Here is a 25040-nt window from a genome sequence, read left to right as displayed (position 1 = left end):
ACATCGGGATAATCTAAAATATTTCTAAGATATGCGAGTTTTTAAAACATTGCACCAAATGGAAACAGAAATTTACCGCTGGTCAGCACAAAAGATAAAAGCCACATTCAACTACAGGGAATTTAACAAGAGCCTTAAGAATCACCCGTACAGCTTTGTTCTATGTCTAAATCTTGAAAGGCTTAAAATCGAGTTCCTGGCAACAGAGGACTATGAATATTTATACGGCATTCGAGATTATTTGTCAAAGTTTGAGCTTTAAAGGAAAGTACTAATTTTAAACATTAATATGTTAATAAGTAAATACGAAAGTGATATAGAAGCCTTGCCTGTAAGTAAATAAAATTTTAATTTTACAAAATAGAATAAGCTCTAACTCACTATTAGTAAGAAAGAGCTTAAATTATGTTCTTATTTTTTTGTTCAACCTAAAATCTATTATTATGAAAGCAATCACAATTAGAGTAGGTCGGGTCTACATTGATAGACCAATTAATAATTTCTTAATACACGATTATGGGTAAAAAGAACAAAAAGGTGTTTTGGTCACATCAACAAATTATGTCCTGCCTCCAAGCTATGACTGATTTATTGTTTGTTTTGTACCTTTTGACACACCACTAGAAAATTCCTAACCTTCGGGTTAGGTTTTTTTTTTATTTGTAAATTATTAAAATAATACTAGATGAAAATAAATGATTTAACTTTATATAATTAAATAATATAACTAGATATTGAGTACAAATATAAGAAGTCTAAATGTATATTTTATACATTTATAGGTAAAATTTTATACATAAATTTTTAAGTTATAATCAATTGAAATGAAATACACTTAAAAGTTGTGTATTAATAGATACTACGCTACTTGAACGATATTAATATAGTGTTGGATTAATAGGTGTATTGTTAGTATAAGAAGTAAATCAAAGATGTAACAATTAATGAAACAATTAGAATTTTAATTGCCATAATTTCAAATTTTATTTCTCTCTCAAATTCTTTTAAATTATCTCTAATTTCTCTTTTTGCATCAAAATATTTTTCCTCTAATGACTTTATCATTTTTATTTCTTTAAAGTTTTGTGCAATTTAATATGTAAAATTTTATAAACATTACGGAAACCTGTAATTGATTCTTAATAAATTGCTTGTTTTTATTGGCTCTTTGTATTTTGTTATTAATTGGAACATTATATTTTTATTTATTGTTTCAATCTGTACTAATTTTGTTTTTCTAAATATTACGGTTATGGCAAATGAAGTACAAAAAGCAATTACAGTAGATGAACACATACTTAATGCATCGGGATTGGTAAAGGACAAGCGAGGCTATAACGCTTTGCTCAACCTACTACAAAACGGTTTGTTATACTACGAACGGTTAGGAATTGAAGACACAGGCGAATTTATTAAGGTGCTTGATAGAATTGGTCTTGAATGGCGTTTTTTTGACGGTGGTATTGAACTTGTAGAAAATGCAAAAACAAAGTATTACATCAGAGAAATTCACAATAAACAAGAGTCGTATAAATCTTTGTCAACGCTTAGAAAAAATAGTGAAGGTGAAGGCTGGGTTAAAACGAGATTAAAACATAACGAATAAAAAAAGGCTAACTATATAGTTAGCCTTTTAGGTATATTTGTTTAACAACAACATAAATTTTAAATATGATTGATTTTCTTATGAAAAACGCACAATATATAATACTAATTGGCGGTGTCCTAGCGATACTTGGTTCTTTTTTAGCAAGTAAACAGTCGGATAAAGACACAGCTACTGCACAAAGTAAGGTTGATAGTTTAAGTTCAGAAATTCAATATTTAAAAAATGAAACTACAGGCGGGGACAGTTTCCCGTTTTTAAATATTGATATTTTCAACGAGGGAAAAGAAATTGAATTTAGGCTTTACAACTACGGGAAAATTAAACTAAATGATGTTACAATGGAAATATCGGACGGTGTAAAAGGAAGTGTTGAAGGTTTAATTACAGCGCCCAATGTTGAAGATGAATTAGAAAAATATACTACAACTAAATTCTATAATATTTTATATCCAAATCAAAGCTTAAGAATAAAAGATTTTAAAATCGATGATAGGTTTAAAGATATATGTTTAACTGTTCACTTTAAATTTGGAAATAAGCATCTTATTGAATTGATTTTGTTGCACGATTATAAAAATCCCGCTTTGAGACGTGGTTATGTTAAAATCGAGGACGGAACTAAAACATATCTTCATTATACAATTGATAAAGATTTTAATAGAACTTACGTTGTAGGATTCAACATTTAATTTTGAATAAAATATCTAATCTACTTTATGAAAATAAAAGGACTTACTCTTATTCTAGTTGGTGCGATAATAATTTCGTTTTGGATAAATTTTATTGATTTTAAACTGCCTGCATTTTGGCTTTTTAAAAGCAAAGCAAGTAAGCTGGAATCAATAATTGATAACTTATGTTTGTCGTATATTGCGGGTTATATGTTTTATTTTTTAAATGTTTATTTAGTTGAAATAGAAGAGAAGAAATCTATTTTACCGTACATTTCGTTTAAAACTATGCTTATTATAGCTAATAATGTTCATATTATTAAAATTTTAAAACAAGACATACGTTTAAAGAATTATTATCCAACACAAAAAGAATTTAGAGAACTTCTTAAAACGGAGAACATAAAAAGCCTTAAACTTTATAATTACGAAAATGAAACGTTGTTGACATATTTTGAAATTAGAAGAACTGCAACAATAAAAACTATCAATAAAATTTTGAATTCAGGCAAACAAGTTGATGATGAATTAAAGTCTATTTTATTTAGTTTAAAAGATTCATTGTTTCTGAAAAAAAAATATGCTTTTAACTCTCAGCTTTTTGACGAAAATAAATTTGTAGTCTACGAAAAAGTGTTTTATAATTATTTTCAAGATATTCAAAAACTTGATATTTATTTTCGAAGAAATTTTAAAAAGTATTATTTGCAGAATTATCCTAAACATTATCGTAAAGAATTACTAAAGAAACTTGAACAATCGAAAAGCTCTTAAACTAATTTCAGCTTGGCAACTTCCTTGAATAAGGCAACTCGTTGATTTAATCCAATCAATGCTCCATTGATTTTGCGGGTCACTCGCTGAACACTCAAATCCTTATCATCATCAATTAGAGAATTGATTTTATTGGTTTTCCAATACCATAACGCACTGATTAACGCATTGGCTTCACTCAAAAGTAAATCAGGTTCACTAAGTATATTATCGTTGCTTAAATGGTCTGCAAATTTCTTATAGTTGTCTTTGCCTGTTAATTGAATGAAGCCACGACCACGATAAAGCCAGCCGTCACCGCTCGCAGTGTCACCGTTTCCCATTCGGTTTGCATATATGATGTTGGCGATTTGCTCAGGCTTGCGTGCAACCTTGTTGGCATCATCTAGGGATTTGAAATATTTCTTAAAGATTGAGGTTAAAGCCTTGGCTGAGTAGTTTAGGTTTTCAGCACGTGGGATTAGCTTTGATTCGTGGTAAAGCTGGCTAAAGAAGTGTACACGTTTCAACTGCGTATCGATTCCGTACTCATTTAGTTTAGTATTGTATTTGGTATTAAAGGATAGTATTAATTCATTCACTTAGTTTTATAGGTTAATAGCGTCGTTATTGTGCAGTTTTATTGCAGGCTTGTTTTCGATATCGGCATAGGGGTCTGCTGAATTTTCGGGCAGTCCGAGCGGTGAAAACTCGACATCGAACAAATTCGTAATGTCCCAAATGCGAGGCTTATTGGGCTTGTCGTAGTAGAACATTATGTAATGCACGTATATCTTTCTGTATGGGTACTTGGCTTGCATTTTCCTTTTTAGTTTCTGCAATGCCTCGTATTTTTTCTGCTCGAGAATCCAATCGGGATATTGGTTGTAAGCGTAAGACGGGCGGTGCTTTATCTCACCGATAACGTAGTCCTGCGTTGAGCCAGTCTTATAGGATACGTCATAGCTGGCTTTTTGTTCTCTCGAAAATCTGTTAATGTTCCAATCGTTAAGCTCATTGGTGAAGCATCGGAACTGCTCACGTCCTATACGTTCGTTCTTTGAAAAAAATGTTTCATTCATATTAGTTTAGTTATACTAATAAATATATCGCATAATCCAAAAAACTAAAGTATTAGTTAAGTATTTCTCTAATTGCATTAATCTGTGTACATTTGCAATATATTAATCAATTAAATCAATGCTATGTTTTTTAAATACAATGGCAAGATTGTAGAAGCCACAAGTCCACAGCCCGCTAAAACAGCAAGAAAGGATAATGATAAGTACTTATATACACTATCAACCAAGAATGCGCTTAAGCTATCTAATTACGTGCTGGAACAGTTAAAGGTTAAGATAGGTGATAAGCTAGCTTACGAGAAATATAACGATGTGATTTTCTTATTTAAAGCAACGACAGACGACCAAGGAGGCGCACCACTTACCAAGCTTGGAGCAAACAAAAGCTTTGTGCGTCTGAATTACGCAACGCTGTGGAACGAATTAAAAGGAGACGAACAGAGCGTTAACAAGTACGAACTTGGCGAACCAGTGCCGATTACCGACAAGAAAGGTAAAGAAACGGGCGCATTTGCCTTTACGCTGGTATTCGTTGAGAATACGCCAAAGCAGGTTGCAACCGCCAAGAAAGGAAAAAGGTAGAGAGTGGTAAACCGCACAATACGTGTGTAGGCTGAGGTAGTCGTAGGAAGCGCGTTGTCTTTTGGATTTCAGCTTAAGAAAGCAAACTAATATAAAACCCGTCAATCGACGGGTTTTTTTTATATAACTTAATTGAGTTATGTATTAACTGTTTTGTATAACTTAATTAAGTTATATCTTAATTGTTAAAATTAACTAATTGATTTGATTAATCAATTATTTGTTGTATGTTTGCAAAGTCAAATTGAAAGACATACCAATTATAAAATTTAACAACCGAAAACAAATTCTAATTATGACAAGAAACGAACAAATAGCTTTAATTGCTACCGCAAGCGATGTAATGCAGTATTACATTGACAATGAAGATATTAAAAAGGCAGAATACAAAGACCACGTTTATTTTGATAATGCCATTTTTGATGCTTATTTTTTGGAAGTTACTAAAACTGAATTGGTGGGTGAGAAAAAGGAATTTCTTCATAAAGTTATTTTAGATTTGCCGATTTTTACACGTACCGAAGAATTTGCAGAAGCTGATTTTTTAGGATTGGTAAAAGCCGATTTAGAGAAATACCTTAAGCAATCTATACTTGAGTAACCAGTAAAATAAAATCAAACTAAATGAGACCAAATAAATTTACTACAAAGTATTATCATATAACTGATATTGAAAACAAAGAAAGCATATTAGCAAACGGTTTAATATCTGAGGAATCAGAAATTTTTGTTTGTGATAATTTTGACCAGTTAAAAATGATTGCTTTTAACCAATTGTTTATAACGGAATATTCAATATTTGAAATATCGAGAGAAGGTTTTAGTGTCAAGTTAATACAAGACAATGTAGCAGATTTTGGTTCAGGTCACCAATATATATTGCAACAAAGTAAAATTGAAAATAAATATATTAAATTTGTTGAAGATGCCAAGTTTCATTATTTTGATTTAGCAGAAGAAACAAACAGGGTAAAAGCAAAAGCATTCGGATTTAATGAAGAACAATATATAGAAATGCTAGTAAGCGCAAGTCAAAAATGGTGCGACTTTTACAATGCTAAGTATGACAAAAATATAGTGTGTACTGAATCACCAATAATTACAGAATAATGTAAAACCCCGCATCTAGCGGGGTTTTTTATTGCTGGTCTTCTTGGTCCACATTATCGTAGTCCTCAAAGAATCCTTTCATTGCATTAACGAACTGCTTTTGCTTTTGTTCGTACTTATCAATCTCGTTAAGGATTTGGTTTAGTAATTTATCCTCAGGTGTTTCTTGTTCCATCTTATGCGTGGCTTTTTTGTATTTCCGTTATTAGCTGGTCAAACGACATCTTAAATTCATTCTTAGACATCAACTGACCCTTTATTGTTTTGCTTTCAAATAGCGCACCGTTTGCGCTATATGTGTACGTGTAGAGCAGACCGTCAGCGTAAAGCATCCTTATCTTGTTCTTTAGGTATTTAATCCTGATACCCGTTTCGTATGGGTTCTTGACATACGTAAGCAGTCCTTTGCGATTGAACCGCTTTGTTATTATGAGCTTACCGTTGAAGTATTCCTTAAGTTCCTTTATCGTGAAAATTTCATCATCGTGATACTTGGCTGTTAATTTCGTCATTCATCATCTTATTCTTTTCGTTATGCTAGTCGTTGTAACCTTGGACTGGTTTTCTAAAGGTGTTCTTGCCTTTCAGTATCTCGGTGCTTAGTTGTTGCTCGGTTGCAAAAGGATTGTTCTTTAACCAGTCCTTAGCCCTTAGCTTAAGGCTTGCCGTATCTTTCATTGAAAGCCCGTTACTTTTCAAATCGACCATTTTATCAACGTCCTGCGCTGTTAGTTCTTTCGGCTCGGTGTAGAACTTGGATATTGATTTTTTGATGGTGGTTTCGGTAAAGGCTATGATGGTATCGACCTTGCCCGAATCAATCGCCTCTTTTGTGGTCTTGATGTATTCCACAAATAACGGGTCGGGCATCGTAGGGAAGTGAGTATTTACAACTTTAAGTATTAGCTGTTTGACCGCTTCAAAATCAATAGTTGAAGCTGGTTTGTCTTTCGGCTCAATTTGTTGCTCGGTAGGCTGTTCCGCTACTGGCTCAGCCTTTGGCTTGTCTTCTTTCGGTTCGCTGGATAGGTTGCCGTATTCGCTTATGACGTATTCCCAAACGTTGAAGCGGTCATCTATCTGCTTTTGTTTCATATAGCCAGCTTGCACCAATCGTTTGACCGCTCGGCTTATCTTGTCACGTTCACAGGCGAACCGCTTAGCGTATGTTGTGATGTTGAAATTGAAGTCGTCAGCATCAGAAAGGATACTAAGGAGCAGGATTTTATCAAAATCTTTGAGGTCTTTGTTGTGTAGTATGTATTTTGAAACTATTAAATATGTTCCGTCGGCTTTATCGTTGATGCGAATTACTTTCTTGTTGCTTTTTTGCATTGTCTTTGTTTTTATCTGAGTGTTATGATAGTTGTTATGATAGTCTTAACCTAGACTCAGAGCTGGGAGGTTTTCGAACACCTTGACCCCAGCACTAGGGTTTTGTTGAAGTGGTTTGCTCCACTGTTTATATATTAATAAGTATATCGAAACTACCCGAAAAAGTCAACCAATATCAAAAAATACTGGTTGGTACTGGTAGGTAAATATACAATGCAGTAAATATACCTCATTGCAAAGGTACTAACTAAAATTGATAGTTGCAACACGATGAGGTATTTTTACCTCATTGTAATAAACCTAGCAAAATCAACAATGAGGTATATTTGCAGTGTTGCAAAAATACCGCACTTAACTATAAATAGTTATTGCGTGGTAACTAGACGCAATTATAACTATTAAGATGATAAGATTTGCTTTATGTGGTCTAGTGACCACAACGCAAACCATCAGATAAGGAAAAGATACACTTCAACGATAAGATAATCACTCAACGAAATTAGAATAGATTTAAGGCTATATCAACGCAAAATCATATCAATATATCATTCAACGCAAAAGGATGGATTACACGCAAAGAAATGAAGTAAACCAGTTAAGTATTTACTTCAACGCAAAGCAAAGTATTATTTATCATAAAAGTAAATATGATAAATCAATACAATGTGTTAAGCCTGTTCGACGGTATGAGTTGCGGACAGCTTGCACTGCACAAAGCAGGTCTAACAGACTTCAACTACCTTGCAAGCGAAATCGACAAGTACGCAATACAGATAACACAATCCAACTATCCAAACACGGTACAGCTGGGCGACGTTCACCACATCAACGCAAAAGACCTGCCACGCATCAACCTACTGCTTGGCGGTTCACCTTGTCAGAATCTGAGCCAAACCACCATCAACAACATAAAGCACAACCAAGGACTGCAGGGCGACAAGTCCAAGCTGTTCTATGAGTTCTTGCGCATCCTGCAGGAAACCCAACCCAATTACTTCTTATTCGAGAACGTGGCAAGTATGACCAACGCAAACAGGGATTTGATAAGCCACGCACTCGAATGTGACCCGATACGCATCAACAGCAACCTAGTAAGCGCACAAGACCGTGACCGCTACTATTGGACTAACATAGAGGTTGCGGCCCCACCAGCTGACCAAGGTATAATACTCAACGATATAATAGAAGACAACCCAGCATCTAAGTACTGGTACACGCAAAGCTTTGATTATCTAGGAGACAACGAAAAGGTGCAAGCATCGTTGCACATCAACGGTCACGATATATTAAAGAGGGTGTACAATCTCAACGGCAAGGTAGGCACGCTAACCTGTTTGAAAGGTGGAAACCATCAAAAAAAGGTGTTCCACAACGGAACACCAAGGAAATTATCACCATTGGAGTATGAGCGATTACAGAACGTACCCGATGGTTACACGATAGGTGTATCAGATACTCAGCGCTATAATATGCTTGGAAATGGTTGGACAATCGATGTTGTAGCTCATATTTTAAGGCAGTTGAATTAGAGAAATATCCAAATACAGGTAGTTTTATAAAACTACTACAGCTTCAATTTAATTAAGTAAATTCGCAATAATAAATTTAAAAATAAACATTATGGCAATACGTACCAAAAGAGATTTGAATTATAATGACGATTCAGTTACGGTAAATAACGTTAAATATTTACCAGACTTACTTATTAAATTTCCAGTTGATAAAGATGATATTAATTTTGAAAATTGCACTTGTATTTTTTCAATTTTAGATAGAGATAATTTAATTTCAAGAAAGTATGTTGGTGCGGTTTTTTTTGAGAATCTAAATAATACCAACATTGAAAAGACAGTCAATGGGTATTTACCTGAATATGTTTTTTGTTTTACCGATACAAAATTTCCATTAGAGGAATTTGTTGAAGAGCAAGATTTTAAACCTTATTTTAAGTTATAGGGAAATGGGTAAGCCAAAAATAAAGAAACCTAAAGAATCGTTAGAAACGAGACAGTTAAAAAGGTTGTTTGCAAAACTAAAAGCAAAAGACGAACCTGTTCTTGTACCAGTTGTGGTCGAATCATATTCAAAGCCGTTACAATGTTATATCAATGTGGCAATGAAGATTGCAAAATCGGGTGGTACAGCTTGCTACGGGTGGCATATTCACCAACAGCAATTTATATACGAAGGTGAACACCATACAGTTTGGAGAAATGAAGCGGGTGAACTTATCGACGTAACACCAAATCAAGACAATAAAAAAGAAATTTTGTTTGTCATTGATGAGGATTCTTATAAAGGTAAAGATATACCCAATGTTAGAATCAATATTACTGATAATGCTTATATTGATGATTTTATACTGATATGCGAAACGATAGATACCTTGCAGGCGTTTTCGATTCGTGAAAATGAAGTCAAAATTAATATTCCAACGCCAATAGTTCAAATATTGAATCGATATGTAGATTTAAAGAATGCATATTGGACATATTTAAAGGCTGAAATGCATAAGCAAAACTTGTGTATCTGCGGTAGTGGGCTTAAATATGTTAAATGTCATCGACCGAACCTGAGACCGACTATTGAAACCGATTTGGGAATTGCAAAACAAATCTTTGAAAAAAGTAATTTAAATGACTAGTGCAATTTTAAACGTCTAAAATATTCGACCACTAATAAAACAACTCCAACTCTTAAAATTTATTACATTAGTCATTATTAATAAAAACAAACTGTTAAAAGTATGAGTGAATTTGCACAACTTTTCAAAGATTTAAACAATAACTTAAAAGAAACTTTGGTTTCAATAGTGATACTGGGTAGCTTTTGGGTCATCCCTTTTATTTTATTTAAACCTGAATTTTTTACGTTTCCGTTTTATGCTCAAATAGCTTTAATTTTTGCACTTACAGTCGTATGGCACATTGCCACATTGCTGGCAACATTTCATTTTTTAGATATGAGTCTTAGGGAAGATGCAAGCCCAATCCCAATGAATACGATGTTGGCAATTGTCCTGTTGAATATTTCAATTTTAATTGGTTATTATTTCTCAACAAGCTTTACTTGTTTTTTGCGGTGTGCGTTTGGTGTACTTATTGTAACGTTTATTATACAGTTTATCGGCTACGTTATTATTGAAGCCAAAAAGTCAGAATAGAGATTCTTTTTTTTCTTCACCCGATTTTATTGACTTTTCGATTCACAAATCTATATTTGATTAAATCCCATATTCAAAAGCATATTTAACAAACCCTTATAAACACTGGGCTTGTTAATTTTTTTTGCAAATATTGTATTCAGGTTAGGGAGTGCCCAAAGCACACTATGGGAAGCCCAGCAAATGCGTTGAATTAAGATAATAGAATAAGAAAAAATGTAATCAATTTGGGGTTTACCCATACGTGATATAGAATTTATTTATACATTTGTATAAGGTAAACAGTTAATATATGATAGCCAAGTATATAAGAATTTCAGATAAGAGCCAAAATATAGGTAGGCAGTTAAACGATACCGACCGCTTGTACATCGATGTTATAAGCGGTAAAACTAAGTTCCTAGACCGACCACAAGCCAAGGAGTTGATTAGGGATATTAGAGCGGGGCAAATCAAACAGGTCAACGTGCAAGAGGTCAGCAGGCTAGGGCGTAACCTTATCGACATATTGCAGACCCTCGAATATATGCACGAATCGGGTGTTACTATCTATGTGCATAACATCGGTATGTTTTCGCTTATAGACGGCAAAGAAAACCCAGCCTTTAAGATGGTGGTTACTATCCTTGCCAATATAGCAGAGCAGGAACTTAGCACACTGCGTGAGCGTCAGGCTGAGGGCGTGCGTCAGGCTCAGGAAAAAGGAATATATAAAGGCAGGCTCAAAGGTACAGCAATGACCAATGAGGAACGTTGCGGGGCGCATCCTGATATTGTCAAGCAATTCAACAGGAACAAGCGCAAGGGCAACACCAACCCGATAAGCTTAAGAGACATTGCTAAGATAACAGGTACTAACCTTAGTACAGTGCAAAGAGTTAAGAAAGCTTACGATGCGTTAGGCGGTAAGGTTAAGACAATCTATACACCTGTAAGAGATATATTCGCTACATCTAACGCACCAATCTATAACTATTAATTCGACCATCTAATAAATATTTTAAGCCCTTAGCGGGGCTTATTTTGTTTTGGTCAAATTTAGGTGTTTTTGGGATTTTGGAACACAGACATACATCTAACTCACCAAGCAACCAAAAAACGTTTTAACCACATTGAGAATTGTTAAAAATAAAACTTAAATTAGCAGTAGAAAAGTTTAAAAACTACAAAGATGAGCGTAGAAGGAATTGAAAAATTCGCAAATATACTAGGTGCAGATACAGTTAAAAAAATCTATGAAGATGGACTATCGCAATCTGTACAGGAAACAGGCAAAATATCAACGGACTTAATAAAATCAGCTCGATTATTTACAGCACCATTTCAGTTTATGGGTGCGTGGCAAGACAGACTTTCAAAATATTGTGATAAAATTCGAGAGGGCGTTCCAGAAGAAAGGCAAATTGAAGCACCTAGCTCATTAAGCGGCCCGATAATGGACAGGTTAAAATATCTAGAGGAAGATAATTATTTGACAGACTTATATATCTCGCTACTCCAAAGAGCTATTGATAAAGAGAGAGTTAACGAAGCTCATCCAGCTTTCTTTCATATAATTGACCAACTTTCACCTGATGAAGCATTTTTGTTATATAGCTTGTCAGAGCAACTACACGAGTATGAGTATATTACTGAATTAATAGTAGGTGAAAATGACACTGTTAGCTTAGGAAAAAGGACAGTAGTAAGGGATTTAAGGCTAAAGAATAAATTGTTATTTTCGGAGCATTTTGAAATGTACATATCACATCTTGTATCTTTGAATTTAGTAGACTGGCCAATTATTTCAGAAGAGCCACTTTGGGAAGATGGTCAATATGAGCCAAAAAGAAAACAAACTGGAATATATACTATAACGAAAATACATTTAACAAAGTTTGGAGAATTATTTGTAAAAGCCTGCATTCCAGCAGATAAGATTTTTATACTTAAATAATGAGTTTTTTTGGATAGTTATAATTGTTATAATTTAATAAGTAGATGATAGAAAATAGAATAACGGTATTTATTTCATATTCTTGGGACAGTCCTGAGCATCAAGAATGGGTTTTAAAGTTAGCAAAAGATTTATCAGAGAAGTACGGTATCATAGTTATAGTAGACCAATACGAACTTAAGACAGGTTCAGACTTGCCTTATTTTATGGAACAATCCATTGAAAAAGCAGACAAGGTTTTGATAATACTTACACCAAATTACAAAGTTAGAGCAGAAGAGAGAACTAGAGGTGTAGGTTATGAAAGTACAATGATTACTCAAGAACTTTTTGAATCACCAATTACCAATATTAAATTCTTACCAATTCTAAGAAGGGGAACTTTAGAGACCAGTTCGCCTAAGTTTTTACGTTCTAAGATTTCTCATAATATGGTTGATGACAAAAAATACTATGACGAGCTATTAAAATTAGCTAAAGATATTTATAATCACCCAGTAGTTGATAAGCCAAAGTTAGGAGCAATACCGAATTTTAATGAACTTAGCTTAGACCCAATAATTGATAAAGCAAATAGTGTTTTAAGTGAAGAACGATTAAATTTAGAACTTAATAGAATTGTAGATTCGGAGGAAGGTGTTGAAATTTTTAGGAAGGAAATAGAATTTTTGAACAATCAATTACAGGATAAAGTAAATTTATATAAGCAAACAACAGGATTAAATTTTACGTTTGAAACAAATGAAAGAAATATATCGATTGTGCAGTGCAATGGGAATTCAGTTCGTTTAGAGTGGAGTTCAAGATTTTCAAATTCAGCTGAAAATAATTCTTTAACCATCGTGCAAATGAAAGGGTATGAAAGAATAGACCGATGGGGTGTCTTTCAGCACGAAGAACCAACAATTTTATTTAGCACTAGGTATAAATTTGACTTAGATTATAACAAAGAAGTAGTGTGGTTTTCAATTGCAAAATTTACAACAGATAAAATTATCCAAAGAATTTTTACATATTTAATAGATGTAATACAAACTGAAAAAAGTAAAAATTTTAGAAAACATTAGAAAGGTTTGTTATTTCGTTTGATTGGATAAAAATTTTCAATAAGTATTAAATTTTCTTTTGGAATATTTATAATTAAAAAATCATCATTTTCAACTTGCGGGTCATAAACAGCTTTTTTCTCTTCAACTTCCTGTAATAATTTGCTTGGATTATTAAGTAAAATATTTCTTCTGTATATTGGTCTGTAATCTACACCTATAGCTGATACGTATTCATATTTCATTGGTCTTGCAATTAGTCCTCGAATGTTTAAGAATAGTTTAAATGGGTGTCCAATTTCTTTACCGCCATACGTTATAAAAACGCTCGTAAGGACGGTTTTAGCATCTAATTTGTTTATAATGACCTTGGATATAAATTGATTAAAAAGTGTTTTTAATTCTGTTCTATTGTCTTTTGCATCGATAAGCATTTGTGTTGTTGTTTGCTTATCGCTTTGTTTTTCCAATATCTTCTTATTTTGAAAAATTTCTTCTTTTAATATATTAATCCTAGCGATTAACTCATTTTCGCTTTGATTAATTTGAACCTGTTTTTTTTCAAATGCAGTTGCGTCAATCTTGTCACCTAGATATAAGTCTAGCAATCGTTTCTTTTCATTTTCTTTTTTAGCAAAATCAGATTGAGCAATTTTTAAATCAGTTTCAAGAGAACTTATCTTTGTTTTTAGTTCCTCAAAAATATTAACCTTATTCATTTGAATATAGTTTGCTAACCTGCCAGTGCTAATAAACTCTTCATATATTGCAGATTCCAGCAAAGAAATGTTAACGCCAATATTGCCACAATTGCCACCTTTGATAAGTCTTGAAGAGCATATGTAAACTTTGTCACCTCGTTCAACTGGCTTAAACTTTGCAAAGTAGTTGCGGCCACAACAACCACATATTAATAAATCTTTCAGCAAATACGTATATGTAGTAAGATAATTTCGATGTGTTTTGGTGGCTGTAATTTCGTTACATTCTTTGTAAAGCTGTTCGTCAATAATAGCTGGTGCAGGATATAAGTTGCCTTTAAATCGTCTTTGTCCGTAATAGATTGAATTTTTAATAATATGGTCAACCGCTACATCTGTCCAAATCACTTTATTTGCCGTCTTTTCAGTTTTGAATTTCATCACCTGATTACCGAAAGCCTTGTGTGTTCTTGTTGGTATTTCTCTATAGTTTAATATACTAGCAATTGATTTAAAACCGTTTCCAGCTTTATATAGTTGAAATATTTCTTTTATTATTTCCGCTTCTTCCTCTTCAATTATTAGTTTTTTGTTTTCGTCTTTCGTATAGCCATAAGGCAAGTTTTTAGACCCGCCAGCATTTCCATTAATAACACTTTGAAGCAATCCCGATTTGCTACGTTTCTTCATTGTCTTGCTCTCGGAATCTGCAAATTCCATTAGCACCTGCAAAATGATGTTCATTGTTGTATCACGCTCACCATTTTCGTCTAGTGTTTGCTTGTTTATTGAAGTAATGAAAATTGGGATTCTCTTATCTGTTAGATTGTCAATAAGGTTTCTTGTTGCTCTAGGGTCACGACCAAGACGTGATATTTCTGTACAATAGATTTTTGAAAAATATGTCGAATCATTTTCAATTATTGAAAGCAATTTGCTTAGTTGTGGTCTAGCTTCATTTTCTTTGTAACCTGAAATTTGTTCAGCAAAGATTTCTATGTTATCTTCGGTATATAAATTGCCAATAGCAGTCTTGCAATCGCTCACCTGTCTTTGGTAGTCTTGCTTATCTACTGTTGAAACCCTTGCGTATATTGCACATTTGCCCATAACTATCTATTTTATAGGTACAAATATACACCACCCATTCTATATAAACAACAAACGTGGCGCTTGTCGGAGGCGGAAGTTATCCGCAACCAGGCGAAATTTCAATGGCGCATAATGGTGTTTTGTTTTTGGATGAATTGCCAGAATTTAAACGGGATGTTCTTGAAGTGATGCGTCAGCCGTTGGAAGATCGTGAAGTAACGATTTCCAGAGCTAAATTTACGGTTACTTATCCATCATCTTTTATGCTGGTGGCAAGTATGAATCCGAGTCCGAGTGGATTTTTTAATGATCCAAGTATGCCAAATAATTCTTCTCCGCACGAAATGCAGCGTTATATGAGTAAAATTTCCGGTCCGCTTTTAGACCGAATAGATATTCATATTGAAGTCACACCTGTTCCGTTCGAAAAATTGGCAGACGAAAGAAAGGCAGAAAGCAGCGTCGAAATTCGTAAACGTGTTACAGCTGCTAGAGAAATTCAAACCAAAAGATTTGAAACGGTCGAAAATGTTCATTACAACGCTCAAATGAGCAGTAAACTTATTCGTGAATTTTGTGCTTTGGACGAACCCTCAAAAGAGTTACTGAAAACAGCAATGGAAAGATTAAATCTCTCTGCACGTGCTTATGATCGAATTTTAAAAGTTTCTAGAACTATTGCAGATTTGGATAATGCTCCAAATATCATTTCTTCACATATTGCAGAAGCAATTCAATATAGAAGTCTCGATAGGGAAGGTTGGTTGGGATAAAAAATTGTGAAATGTAAATCAGCATAATGATTTACATTTCACAATTTTAAATTCTATTTTACTCTTTAACTATTGGATAAAAGAATTTGAAAGAATTTGCAACCGCGGGATGCAAGATCGTTCCGTGATTTTCTTCAGGGAAATAATCAAAATATATTTTGATGTTTTTACTTTTCGAAAACTTTATTTTTTCGGCCAATAAATTAGCATCCACCTCCATGACACGCGGAATGTCCGTTGGAGTTAGACCTTCTTTGCCTACTGCGATATAAATTTCAGTTTTTTGATTAAAGTTCTCTTTCAATATTTCAGAATCTGAATTTAGCAAAGAACCATTATCCCACCATAAACTCGGACTAACGATAACATATTTATTAAAAAGAGAAGGTTTTTTAAGTAAGATTTCCGTTTCCAATAGTCCGCCCAAAGATTGGCCAACAATCATTTTTGATTCAGTTGTCTTGTATTTTTTATCAATAAAAGGCTGTAATTCTTTTTCGATAAAAGCAATAAATTTATTAGAATGTCCGGTTGTTGGAAAACGAGTTTTATCATTTTCTACACTAGTCGGAAATGTAAAATCTCTACGTCTGTCAACAGTTGCAATACCCACTACAATTGATTTTGGAACCTGATTGATCCATTCGAAACTATTAAATTGAACTAATCCAGAAATATGAATAAAGTCTTCATCGGCAGAACCGTCTAATAAGTAGATAACAGGGTATTTTTTATCTTCGCTTGGATTGTAGCCTTCAGGAAGATAAATGTTTAAGATTCTTTTTTCTCCTAATTCTTTTGATTGAATTTCGTCAATAACACCTAAAACAAAAGGTTTATTGGTTTCTGTAGTTTTGGATTTACTGTTTTGACTAAAAATTATTGTTGTGGAAAGAAATAAAAAAGTGAGAGTAAAAAACTTGTTCATTATAGAAGTAAAAATGATTTATAAAAAGACGAAAGTTACAATTTTTATTTTTTGAACTTTCGTCTTTTTATAAATTGAATAGATTTATTTTGCTTTCTCAGCAAAAATGTCATCCAAACCTTCCATTGCAATTGTGAAACCTTCTTTAAAGCCCATTTGAATAATCATTTCCAAATCTGAAAGCTTTTCATGTCTAATTGCAATATCGACATAAGTAGAATTCCCATTTTCTGAAAAAGTAACATCCCAACTTGAACGTGGGAAATCATTATTTATGTTTCCTTCATTGTCTGAAAAAGCATCAGAATATTTAAAATTTGTTTTCGGATTAATCGAAGTAAAATCGGCAATCGCCCAATGTTCTTCGCCTTCAGGCCCAACCATTGCATAAAGTCGGCGTCCGCCTTCTTTAAATTCCATGCTTTTAGTTCTAGCTTTCCAAGGAGCCGGCGCCCACCACTGATCCAGAATTTCAGCTTCCGTCCATGCCGACCAAACATCAGACAATGGCGCATTGAATTCGCGTTTTACATTTACCGTACTCGTTTCTTTATCTACTGTAAAATTCATTAAAAGATTTGATTTCATGATATTTTAATTTTAATGTATTAGTACTTAAAAATTTATTTTCTCGATTCAAGAATTTTGTCCAAGATTTTAAGCGTGCTTGTAAATCCTTCTTTGAATCCCATTTCTACGACTTTTTCTAATTCGGGCAGACTATCTCGTTTTATTACAATATCAACAACAGTCAAATCGCCATCTTCAGAAAACGTGACATCCCAATATGAACTTCCCATATTTGGATCTGGATTTGCATCAGCATCGCAAAAAGTAGAAGAATGTTTAAAATTTGTTTTTGGAGAAATGGAAGAATAATCAAAAAAACTCCAACGTTCCTGACCATCCTGCCCAACCATGGCGTACAATCTGCGTCCGCCTTCCTTAAATTCCATGCTTTTTGTTTTGGATTTGAAGGGAGCCGGCGCCCACCATTGATCTAATATCTCAACCTCTGTCCAGGCTGCCCAAACGTTTGACAATGACGCATTGAATTCGCGTTTTATATTTACGGCTATATTTTCCTTATCTATGGAAAAATTCATTGTAAGATCAGATTTCATTTTCTTTAGATTTTAAATTTAATAATACTTGATCCAATTGACTGAAACGACTTTCCCAGATTTTCTTGAATTGTTCCATCCATTGATCAACTTCTTTCATTTTGTCAATTTTGAGCTGATAATAAATTTCTCTGCCCAGTTTTTTTTCTTCCAATAAATCACATTCGTTCAAAACTTTAATGTGTTTAGAAACTGCTTGTCTCGTAGTTTTAAATTGTTCTGCAATTGCATTTGGCGTTAATGCAGTTGAAGAAATCAAAACTAAAATTGCTCTTCGTGTCGGATCGGCAATTGCCTGAAAAATATCTCGTTTCATTTTTAAAATAGAATTACGCAACTAATCAGTTGCAAATATACGCAACTTTTTGGTTGCGCAATTAAAAAAAGCATATTTTTTTAAAAGAAAAGAACTTAAACAAAAAAAGACGCATCAAAAATGCGTCTTTTTCTTTATAATCGTTTTATGTAATTATCGTCTAAATTTATTCTTTATAATGATGTCTTTTAGCTTGGCTTTCAAGTCTTCGCCCGTGTCATAAACCATTTGTTCGTTATTCGGAAACAAAACCGCACGTTTATTGAAGTTGCCAAGATAATTGTCATCGCAGGCATTTTTATCGCCTTTATAAGTCGAATATATATTCTCAAAAACAAATTCACTGCTAATTGGAAATGTTTGAACCAACTGATTCGATTTCAAATCTACGTAGTCAATTTTTGCAGTGACTTGGCACGATTTGAATTGTCTAAATTCGTAGACAGTTGCACGAAGAATTTTAAAATTATCTACTTTAACTTCCTTTCCAAGACTGTCTTTTACAGGTTTTCCTCGGCTGTCCAAAAGTGTTTTTACGCCATCTTTTACCTGTCTTTCTTTAGTAAATTCCTTTTCTTTGATTTGTTCTGGCGAAATATAAATATCTCTAAAATTAATAATCAGGCTGTAATCGTAGTTTACATTTTTTTGTCTGGCACTATGATAAACCGTCCATTTATCGTTTAATCCATAAGTTTTAAAATCCAATAAATCGTCCTGAAGCATTTTTGGGATTACCATATTGGTTTCATTTTTGGCATAAACATCCACAAAATCAGTTCCTTTAAACAGAGCATCGTCCATCAGTTTTTTTGCATTTTTGTAATTCGGATTTAAACTTTCCAAATAGGCAAAATCATCGTAAGCTTTTCTGAAATCCATTTTGTTATTTGATTTCAAAAGAGCAGAAGCGTTTTCATACAGATATTTAGAAAGTGCGTTTTTGCTGTTTACAATTTCATTCGAATAATTATCAAACGGAAAAAGTGCATTTCTTCCCTGCTTTAATAATTTCAAAGGTAAAATAGGTCTAATTTTTTCCTGACGGTTGTTTAGCTGTACATAAGTATTGTAGATGCGTTCAGTATTTGCGGGATTATTTTCTTTGTTGAGCATTTCAAGATTACGCAAGTCTCTATCTTTCGCTTTAGCAAAAGCCTCTTCGAGCAGATATACATAATCCTGTTTTCCTTTTGAATCTTTATTCGTTCTTAAAGCTTCAACCGCACGGTCAATTGCGCCGTCGTAATTACCGTCGCTTATCAGAGCTTGGGTTGTTTTTACACCGCACGAAGAAAAGGCCAAAAATAATATAGAAAATAGAAAAGTAATTTTTTGCATGTTGTATTTTTTGAAGGTGTAAATATATCTTTTTTAACTTTCAACAACTATGCCTTTTTTTAGATTTTTTAAGGAGCAGAAACCCATGTTTTCATAACAATGTTCAGTCCCGCTGTCCGTTATATCTTTTGTGGTGAACCCCACCACAAAAGGATGCCACTTCCATCCGGGCTAGATGAGAAGTTTTGTTTTTTTGAGTAATAAAAAAGATTGTGATTTAGTTACTTACTTTTTTATACTCAAAAGTGCCCACTTCAGGGTTTGAAATACTGCGTTTTTCGCTGTCAAAAGAATTAATCTTAAAAACAACCGGCAAAATAACAGAAACGATCGTCAACTGAGAATTGTCGCTTGATAATTTCCATTTTGCTTTATGAGATTCATCGCCAATTACACTTTCGAAATCGCCATTTTCTCTAAAAATCTGAAAAACCTGATCTGTTTTAAAGCGTTTTTGAATATCTTTTTCTTTACCGTTTTTCGTCCATTTTACCAATTGCCATTTTCCAATTAATTCTTTAGAAGTTTGAGCCGTGGCAGATAATCCGATTAAAAATACAAATGCTAAAAATATTTTTCTCATTACTAAAGTTTTAAAGTTGAATTTTAAAATTAAGGATTTCTGTTGATTTGAAAGAGAATTAAAAGTTAAGTCTTTATTTTTTAGTTTGATAATAGCTTTTTAATCAAAACAATTTGTCCTAGATGATAATAACTGTGCTCAATCATACAATCAATATTTCTTCTGTAAGTGCCGTATTTTACATCAACAAAACCTTCGTCTAGTTTTTCATCAGGCATTTGTTCCACCAAAGAAGCAAATTCTTCAGCTGCATCCCAAAATTTATTTAGAAAGATTTCCCATTCCTGTTGAGATTGAATAGGAGGAAAGTCAAAACTGAATTTGTCTTTTATATCCAAAGTTCCGCCTTTAAAAACCTGATTTATTCCGCTAATGTAGTAATGAATATGCTGCGCCAGAATTGCAATGGTATTTAAGTTTTGAAGCGGAGCAACGGCTATTTTCCAATCCAGATTTTCGAGCTGATCTTTATAATTAGTGTTGGCAACCCAGGTTCCGTTCAAAATAATTTCTCTAAATCGATTTGCAATTTCTGAAGTATTTTTCATAGTCAAATAAAATTTTCGTTAGAAATGTTTATAAGCTAATTTAAGAAATTACGTTTGTAAAATGCTGTTGTCGAGGTAGATTTATATTCTGAATTGCAGTAAGTATTTTTAAATGAGTAGATTTTTATCTGATTTCAATCCAATCCGTTTTTATATCGATTCTTTTTGGTTCTGAAGGTATTTCGAGTTCGGAGTATTCTCCAATTTGGTTATTTTCATTTGTCATAAATATAAATTGCAGATTGTTTTTTGGGTCTTGCATAAATTCCCAATCCATCATTATATCTTGATTAATTTTAATATCCGGATATTTTTGTTGTATTTCAGCAACAGTAGATTCTGGATGCAAACCATTGTTCATTTTTAGGTTTTTGCTTAAAGCAGTGATTGCTAAAATTTCATCCGAATCTCTTTTCGGAATTAATGCTATAACAGGTTCGTTTTTTAAAGAATAAATATAGGCAAATCCGCCTCCGTCAAAACCAAAATCGTAAGCTTCAGCTTTTGTTTTAGTCAATTGATTTATGAATTTTTCAGCATCACTAATACGCATTCCTATTTTTATTTCTCCAATTTTCCCTTTTGAGATTATAAACTTTTGAAAATCAAAAACATTACTTTTTTTTGTTTGAATTGTGATTTCCTGAACTCGTTTATTCCATGTTTCAACTTGCTTTTCCCTTTTGTCTTTGCATGAGAATTGAAACAGGATTAGCAATATTAGGAGTGATTTTAGTTTCATTATTTACTTATTTCTTGGAAAGTGGATTTTAAAAAATATAAAAAAGTGAAGCTAGAGCGAATTGAAAAAAGTTATTTTTTCATTCTAATTTTCACCTGATAAACAATCTCCCAAAAAATAATAGCGAAAACAGCATTAGCAAGTATAGCCGTTTTTACCTGATAAGGATCATATTCGAAAAGCAAATGCAAATTTGTAAACTTCAAAGCAAGAAATAACGCCAATGATGCAATTGCAATAGCATAGATTACATTCAATAAAGGTTTCCATTTTAAAGCTATAAATGCGTAAATAATATTGAAAACCGCATAACCGAATCCTAAAGTTACAAAAGGATCAGTTTTTAATTTTTCGCCAATCTTTAAAATAATCGGTGTAGAAATTAGATATAAAAAGAAAAGTATTGAATAAGAAAGAATTCGTATTTGTGGTTTCATTTTTTATTATTTAAGATGAAGTGTTGCAAGTGCAAAAGTAATTCGAAAAGATGAATTCTAAATGAAGTTAATTTACTCTTTAGATGCTTTTCGATGTTTTACGGCAACAGTTTTTCTATTTTTTCTTCTGATTTTTCCTTTAAAACACTATCAGGTTTGAAACTCCAAATGATTAGAAATTTTCCTTTTACGACATATTCTTCAGGATGTTCGTCTGTTGGCTGGCCGTCTTTTCCCCAAAGTAATCCTTGCAGAAATCTATCACCTTTAAAAACGTGTTCAAATTCAAAATACATAATCGAACCACGATCGCCTTTGCTTCTAAAATTCTGAATCGCTTTGCTCTTTACTGTTCCAACAATATTGCTGTAGGTTTCAATGTCGTTGTAAAAAGTGCAGGCTTGAGGAGTAATACAAATATTACCGTCGTTAAAAGTATAAGCTTTGGGAATTTCTTTTGGTTTTAACTTTAAATCCGCGATAGTTTGGCTGCATAAATTGGTTGTAAGCAGTAAAAATAATGCCGATAGGGAAATAGTAATTTTCATGATTTGGTTTTTGGGTTTGCTAAGCTAAAATAGTTTTTTTATTTGAGTTTAAAGCAATCGGAAAAACGCTAAGCCGATATTTTATCCGTATCATTTTCATCTTCTAAAATATAATTAGAAGGCGTTTTTCCTAAATGCTTTTTGAACATAAAAATGAAAGCGCTGGCGGTTTCATAACCTAAATCTAGCGCGATTTCTTTTATGGATTGTTTTTCGCCTAATCTTTTTATAGCTTCAAGCAATTTTAGGCGAGTCCGCCAATCGCTGAAATTCATTCCCAATTCTTTGATGAATAAACGCGATAAAGTTCGGCTGCTCATAAACGAAAGTTCAGCATAATGATCAATGGTGTTTTTACTCGCGACGTCACTCATTAAAAGTTCGACAACTTTTTGCAGTCTTTCATTATTTGTGGTTGGTAAAAAAGTGGCACTTGGAACAATCTGCGCCATTTCGTCTAGAAAAACAGCAATAATTCTTAGTTGCGAATCGGTTAGATTTCCAGTTGTTCCAAAAGAAATAATTTTGAAAACCAGTTGTTTCAAGAACATCGGAATATCAAAAGAAAAACTGTTTGTTGGCAATCCCTTAGTCGCAGATGGATCTATAAAAACGCTGTAATAATTAACGTCTTTCTGAAAAGTAACCTGATGTTCAACACCGCTCGGAAGCCATAATCCCTGCAACGGATTCACAACCCAAATATGATTGCCAACCACAACATGCATGACACCACGCGTCGCATAAATAAGCTGCGCTCTGGGATGCGAATGCGAAATACACATTTCATTGTTTACCGTTTCGGTATAACCTATAACAGGTATCGATGGATCAACTTGGTATCCATAATCCTGCGCCATTCTATATGTCCGAATCTGATTATTCATTGTCCAAATATAGCAATTTTGACATTGTAATTTATTTCAATTTTGTAAATAAATAATACAGCTGTTATTTTTAAAATTAAGATTAACCTAAAAACAATTCATGGAAAACGTTAAAGTACAACCAGAAGTAATTAAAAAAACAACATATTCAATACTTTTTATAATCAGCTTTTCGCATTTAATTAATGATCTCTTGCAGGCTGTAGTTCCGTCAATTTATCCGCTTATTAAAGAAAATTTCGGACTGAGTTTTTCTCAAATCGGAATTATCACTTTTACGTATCAAATCGTCGCTTCAATTCTACAGCCGTTTGTGGGAATGTATACCGATAAAAATTCAAAACCTTATTCGCTGATTGTCGGAATGTGTTTCACCATGACCGGATTGTTTCTGGTTTCGATTGCTTCAAGTTTTACATTTCTGTTATTATCAGTAAGTTTAATCGGAATTGGATCTTCGATTTTCCATCCGGAATCTTCGAGAGTTGCTCATTTGGCTTCAGGCGGAAAAAAAGGATTGGCACAATCTATTTTTCAATTGGGAGGAAATGCCGGAAGCGCCATCGGACCTTTATTAGCCGCTTTTATTATCATTCCGCACGGACAAAGTTATGTGGCTTGGTTTTGTATTATTGCTTTAGTCGGAATTTTTGCTTTGTATAAAATTGCACTTTGGTATACGAAACATTTATCTGAAAGAAATGCCAATAAAGCCGCACTTAAAATCGAAACACATCATTTGTCTAAAAATAGAGTGATTGGTTCGTTGATTATTTTATTGGTTTTGATTTTCTCTAAATATTTTTACATGAGTAGTATTACGAGTTATTATACGTTCTTTTTAATTGATAAATTCCATATCTCAATTCAGCAATCACAAGTTTATTTATTCTTGTTTTCTGGAGCTGTCGCAGCCGGAACTTTAATTGGTGGTCCAATTGGCGACCGTATTGGAAGAAAATATGTAATCTGGGTTTCAATTCTTGGAGTTGCGCCGTTTACATTGATGTTACCTTATGTAGATTTATTTTGGGTCGGAACTTTATCTGTAATTATCGGATTGATTCTTTCTTCGGCATTCTCTGCAATTCTAGTTTACGCCACCGAATTATTGCCAGGAAAAGTTGGGTTAGTAGCCGGTCTTTTTTTCGGATTCGCCTTCGGAATGGGAGGTTTAGGCTCTGCAGTTCTAGGAAAAATCGCCGATGCAACGAGTATAGAATATGTTTTTAAAATTTGTGCGTTTCTGCCTTTGATTGGTGTTATTACTGGTTTCTTGCCGAATATTGAGGGGAGGAAGAAAGTTTAGATTTTTTTTAAACACATAGTCCCGATAGCTATCGGGAAGGATTTGGATTGTCTGAAAAAGACATTTCATTTTATTTGAGCACACATAGTTTTTCTGGATGAGAAAATTATGTGTGTTTTTATGTTTTGGAGTTGAAGTTTGGGTCCTAGTAATATCCAATCTTGTCATTTCGACGAAGGAGAAATCCTCGCAAGTAGCTCTACAAAGATTGGAAATGACGCTTAGAGATAGAAATGAATTACTACGATTCGGTTCAGACCCCAATTATCCACAATCTTGTCATTTCGACGCAGGAGAAATCTTCGCAAGTAGCTCTACAAAGATTGGAAATATTGCATGGAAAGATTTTTCTAAAATTTCAGTGATACCCAATCTTGTCATTTCGACGTTAGGAGAAATCTTCGCAAGTAGCTCTACAAAGATT

The 25040-nt window shown here is 33.3% G+C and carries 32 protein-coding genes and 1 pseudogene; 16 read left to right on the top strand and 17 right to left on the bottom strand.

What is annotated here, in order from left to right; translation table 11 throughout:
• Nucleotides 1-58: 58 nt before the first annotated feature.
• Complete coding sequence (locus tag ACWA1B_RS09680; RefSeq protein ID WP_456906326.1) at nucleotides 59-262, top strand: hypothetical protein; 204 nt, start codon at nucleotides 59-61, stop codon at nucleotides 260-262.
• A 647-nt stretch (nucleotides 263-909) separates the two neighbouring features.
• Here the strand turns inward: ACWA1B_RS09680 and ACWA1B_RS09675 are convergent.
• Nucleotides 910-1065, bottom strand: coding sequence for a hypothetical protein (locus ACWA1B_RS09675; RefSeq protein WP_456906324.1), 156 nt, complete (start codon nucleotides 1063-1065; stop codon nucleotides 910-912).
• Nucleotides 1066-1252: 187 nt separating this feature from the next.
• Here ACWA1B_RS09675 and ACWA1B_RS09670 point away from each other — a divergent pair, with 187 nt between their 5' ends.
• The 3 genes from ACWA1B_RS09670 to ACWA1B_RS09660 all read left to right on the top strand — a co-directional run bounded on the left by ACWA1B_RS09670 (nucleotide 1253) and on the right by ACWA1B_RS09660 (nucleotide 3054).
• Entirely contained in the window at nucleotides 1253-1606 is a 354-nt protein-coding gene (locus tag ACWA1B_RS09670) for a hypothetical protein (RefSeq protein ID WP_456906322.1), read from the top strand.
• Nucleotides 1607-1671: 65 nt separating this feature from the next.
• A complete protein-coding gene (locus ACWA1B_RS09665) occupies nucleotides 1672-2298 on the top strand; it encodes a hypothetical protein (protein ID WP_456906320.1) in 627 nt (208 codons plus the stop codon).
• A 27-nt stretch (nucleotides 2299-2325) separates the two neighbouring features.
• Nucleotides 2326-3054, top strand: coding sequence for a hypothetical protein (locus tag ACWA1B_RS09660; protein WP_456906318.1), 729 nt, complete (start codon nucleotides 2326-2328; stop codon nucleotides 3052-3054).
• On the opposite strand, the gene ACWA1B_RS09655 is transcribed toward ACWA1B_RS09660, so the two are convergent.
• Both ACWA1B_RS09655 and ACWA1B_RS09650 read right to left on the bottom strand, forming a co-directional pair.
• On the bottom strand, nucleotides 3051-3635 hold the full coding sequence (locus tag ACWA1B_RS09655; RefSeq protein ID WP_456906316.1) for a glycoside hydrolase family 19 protein: 585 nt from the start codon (nucleotides 3633-3635) through the stop codon (nucleotides 3051-3053). The genes ACWA1B_RS09660 and ACWA1B_RS09655 overlap by 4 nt on opposite strands.
• A gap of 6 nt (nucleotides 3636-3641) precedes the next feature.
• Nucleotides 3642-4115: a hypothetical protein gene (locus ACWA1B_RS09650; RefSeq protein WP_456906314.1), complete on the bottom strand. Its 474-nt coding sequence runs from the start codon at nucleotides 4113-4115 to the stop codon at nucleotides 3642-3644.
• A 123-nt stretch (nucleotides 4116-4238) separates the two neighbouring features.
• Between ACWA1B_RS09650 and ACWA1B_RS09645 the strand changes: the two genes are divergently transcribed.
• The 3 genes from ACWA1B_RS09645 (at nucleotide 4239) to ACWA1B_RS09635 (ending at nucleotide 5807) form a co-directional block, all read left to right on the top strand.
• The gene (locus ACWA1B_RS09645; RefSeq protein ID WP_456906312.1) at nucleotides 4239-4697 is read left to right on the top strand and encodes a hypothetical protein; all 459 of its coding nucleotides are present in this window, start codon (nucleotides 4239-4241) and stop codon (nucleotides 4695-4697) included.
• 295 nt (nucleotides 4698-4992) lie between these two features.
• Nucleotides 4993-5298 carry a hypothetical protein gene (locus tag ACWA1B_RS09640; RefSeq protein ID WP_456906310.1) on the top strand — a complete coding sequence of 102 codons (306 nt, stop codon included), beginning with the start codon at nucleotides 4993-4995 and terminating at the stop codon, nucleotides 5296-5298.
• Between the two features lie 23 nt (nucleotides 5299-5321).
• On the top strand, nucleotides 5322-5807 hold the full coding sequence (locus tag ACWA1B_RS09635; RefSeq protein ID WP_456906308.1) for a hypothetical protein: 486 nt from the start codon (nucleotides 5322-5324) through the stop codon (nucleotides 5805-5807).
• A 28-nt stretch (nucleotides 5808-5835) separates the two neighbouring features.
• Here the strand turns inward: ACWA1B_RS09635 and ACWA1B_RS09630 are convergent, their stop codons facing one another.
• Entirely contained in the window at nucleotides 5836-5982 is a 147-nt protein-coding gene (locus ACWA1B_RS09630; RefSeq protein ID WP_456906306.1) for a hypothetical protein, read from the bottom strand.
• A 362-nt stretch (nucleotides 5983-6344) separates the two neighbouring features.
• On the bottom strand, nucleotides 6345-7142 hold the full coding sequence (locus ACWA1B_RS09625; protein ID WP_456906304.1) for a helix-turn-helix domain-containing protein: 798 nt from the start codon (nucleotides 7140-7142) through the stop codon (nucleotides 6345-6347).
• A 647-nt stretch (nucleotides 7143-7789) separates the two neighbouring features.
• Here ACWA1B_RS09625 and ACWA1B_RS09620 point away from each other — a divergent pair.
• The 7 genes from ACWA1B_RS09620 to ACWA1B_RS09590 all read left to right on the top strand — a co-directional run bounded on the left by ACWA1B_RS09620 (nucleotide 7790) and on the right by ACWA1B_RS09590 (nucleotide 13308).
• Nucleotides 7790-8671 carry a DNA cytosine methyltransferase gene (locus ACWA1B_RS09620; RefSeq protein ID WP_456906302.1) on the top strand — a complete coding sequence of 294 codons (882 nt, stop codon included), beginning with the start codon at nucleotides 7790-7792 and terminating at the stop codon, nucleotides 8669-8671.
• Nucleotides 8672-8762: 91 nt separating this feature from the next.
• Nucleotides 8763-9098, top strand: a complete 336-nt coding sequence (locus tag ACWA1B_RS09615; RefSeq protein ID WP_456906300.1) for a hypothetical protein — start codon at nucleotides 8763-8765, stop codon at nucleotides 9096-9098.
• A 4-nt stretch (nucleotides 9099-9102) separates the two neighbouring features.
• On the top strand, nucleotides 9103-9786 hold the full coding sequence (locus ACWA1B_RS09610; RefSeq protein WP_456906298.1) for an SEC-C domain-containing protein: 684 nt from the start codon (nucleotides 9103-9105) through the stop codon (nucleotides 9784-9786).
• Between the two features lie 102 nt (nucleotides 9787-9888).
• Nucleotides 9889-10305, top strand: coding sequence for a hypothetical protein (locus ACWA1B_RS09605; RefSeq protein WP_456906296.1), 417 nt, complete (start codon nucleotides 9889-9891; stop codon nucleotides 10303-10305).
• Nucleotides 10306-10597: 292 nt separating this feature from the next.
• On the top strand, nucleotides 10598-11284 hold the full coding sequence (locus tag ACWA1B_RS09600; protein WP_456906294.1) for a recombinase family protein: 687 nt from the start codon (nucleotides 10598-10600) through the stop codon (nucleotides 11282-11284).
• A gap of 192 nt (nucleotides 11285-11476) precedes the next feature.
• Nucleotides 11477-12241 (top strand): Abi-alpha family protein, encoded by a 765-nt coding sequence (locus ACWA1B_RS09595; RefSeq protein ID WP_456906292.1) that lies wholly within the window; start codon nucleotides 11477-11479, stop codon nucleotides 12239-12241.
• 44 nt (nucleotides 12242-12285) lie between these two features.
• Entirely contained in the window at nucleotides 12286-13308 is a 1023-nt protein-coding gene (locus ACWA1B_RS09590; RefSeq protein ID WP_456906290.1) for a toll/interleukin-1 receptor domain-containing protein, read from the top strand.
• Here the strand turns inward: ACWA1B_RS09590 and ACWA1B_RS09585 are convergent.
• Nucleotides 13305-15098, bottom strand: coding sequence for a recombinase family protein (locus ACWA1B_RS09585; protein ID WP_456906288.1), 1794 nt, complete (start codon nucleotides 15096-15098; stop codon nucleotides 13305-13307). The genes ACWA1B_RS09590 and ACWA1B_RS09585 overlap by 4 nt on opposite strands.
• Before the next feature lie 50 nt (nucleotides 15099-15148).
• Here ACWA1B_RS09585 and ACWA1B_RS09580 point away from each other — a divergent pair.
• Nucleotides 15149-15853, top strand: a pseudogene (locus ACWA1B_RS09580) (YifB family Mg chelatase-like AAA ATPase); the annotation flags it as partial.
• Nucleotides 15854-15911: 58 nt separating this feature from the next.
• On the opposite strand, the gene ACWA1B_RS09575 reads toward ACWA1B_RS09580, so the two are convergent.
• The 11 genes from ACWA1B_RS09575 to ACWA1B_RS09525 form a co-directional block, all read right to left on the bottom strand.
• Entirely contained in the window at nucleotides 15912-16781 is an 870-nt protein-coding gene (locus ACWA1B_RS09575; protein WP_456906286.1) for an alpha/beta hydrolase, read from the bottom strand.
• 84 nt (nucleotides 16782-16865) lie between these two features.
• Nucleotides 16866-17369: an SRPBCC family protein gene (locus tag ACWA1B_RS09570; protein ID WP_456906284.1), complete on the bottom strand. Its 504-nt coding sequence runs from the start codon at nucleotides 17367-17369 to the stop codon at nucleotides 16866-16868.
• A gap of 35 nt (nucleotides 17370-17404) precedes the next feature.
• Nucleotides 17405-17905 carry an SRPBCC family protein gene (locus ACWA1B_RS09565; RefSeq protein WP_456906282.1) on the bottom strand — a complete coding sequence of 167 codons (501 nt, stop codon included), beginning with the start codon at nucleotides 17903-17905 and terminating at the stop codon, nucleotides 17405-17407.
• Complete coding sequence (locus tag ACWA1B_RS09560) at nucleotides 17895-18221, bottom strand: ArsR/SmtB family transcription factor (RefSeq protein WP_035649207.1); 327 nt, start codon at nucleotides 18219-18221, stop codon at nucleotides 17895-17897. Before ACWA1B_RS09560 ends, ACWA1B_RS09565 begins: the two co-directional genes overlap by 11 nt.
• Before the next feature lie 153 nt (nucleotides 18222-18374).
• Entirely contained in the window at nucleotides 18375-19562 is a 1188-nt protein-coding gene (locus ACWA1B_RS09555; protein WP_456906280.1) for a hypothetical protein, read from the bottom strand.
• Nucleotides 19563-19779: 217 nt separating this feature from the next.
• Entirely contained in the window at nucleotides 19780-20145 is a 366-nt protein-coding gene (locus tag ACWA1B_RS09550; RefSeq protein WP_456906278.1) for a hypothetical protein, read from the bottom strand.
• A gap of 80 nt (nucleotides 20146-20225) precedes the next feature.
• Complete coding sequence (locus ACWA1B_RS09545; RefSeq protein ID WP_456906276.1) at nucleotides 20226-20693, bottom strand: DUF1572 domain-containing protein; 468 nt, start codon at nucleotides 20691-20693, stop codon at nucleotides 20226-20228.
• A gap of 124 nt (nucleotides 20694-20817) precedes the next feature.
• A complete protein-coding gene (locus tag ACWA1B_RS09540; protein WP_456906274.1) occupies nucleotides 20818-21435 on the bottom strand; it encodes a hypothetical protein in 618 nt (205 codons plus the stop codon).
• A 71-nt stretch (nucleotides 21436-21506) separates the two neighbouring features.
• The gene (locus tag ACWA1B_RS09535; protein ID WP_456906272.1) at nucleotides 21507-21872 is read right to left on the bottom strand and encodes a hypothetical protein; all 366 of its coding nucleotides are present in this window, start codon (nucleotides 21870-21872) and stop codon (nucleotides 21507-21509) included.
• Nucleotides 21873-21970: 98 nt separating this feature from the next.
• Nucleotides 21971-22420 carry a hypothetical protein gene (locus ACWA1B_RS09530; protein WP_456906270.1) on the bottom strand — a complete coding sequence of 150 codons (450 nt, stop codon included), beginning with the start codon at nucleotides 22418-22420 and terminating at the stop codon, nucleotides 21971-21973.
• A 68-nt stretch (nucleotides 22421-22488) separates the two neighbouring features.
• Entirely contained in the window at nucleotides 22489-23307 is an 819-nt protein-coding gene (locus tag ACWA1B_RS09525) for an AraC family transcriptional regulator (protein ID WP_456906268.1), read from the bottom strand.
• 100 nt (nucleotides 23308-23407) lie between these two features.
• On the opposite strand from ACWA1B_RS09525, the gene ACWA1B_RS09520 reads away from it, so the two are divergent.
• Nucleotides 23408-24616, top strand: coding sequence for an MFS transporter (locus ACWA1B_RS09520; protein ID WP_456906266.1), 1209 nt, complete (start codon nucleotides 23408-23410; stop codon nucleotides 24614-24616).
• The last annotated feature ends 424 nt before the right edge of the window (nucleotides 24617-25040 follow it).

Source organism: Flavobacterium xizangense (assembly GCF_054075145.1).
Note: the sequence above shows the minus strand (reverse complement) of the source record. Positions and strands in the feature narration are given on the sequence as shown.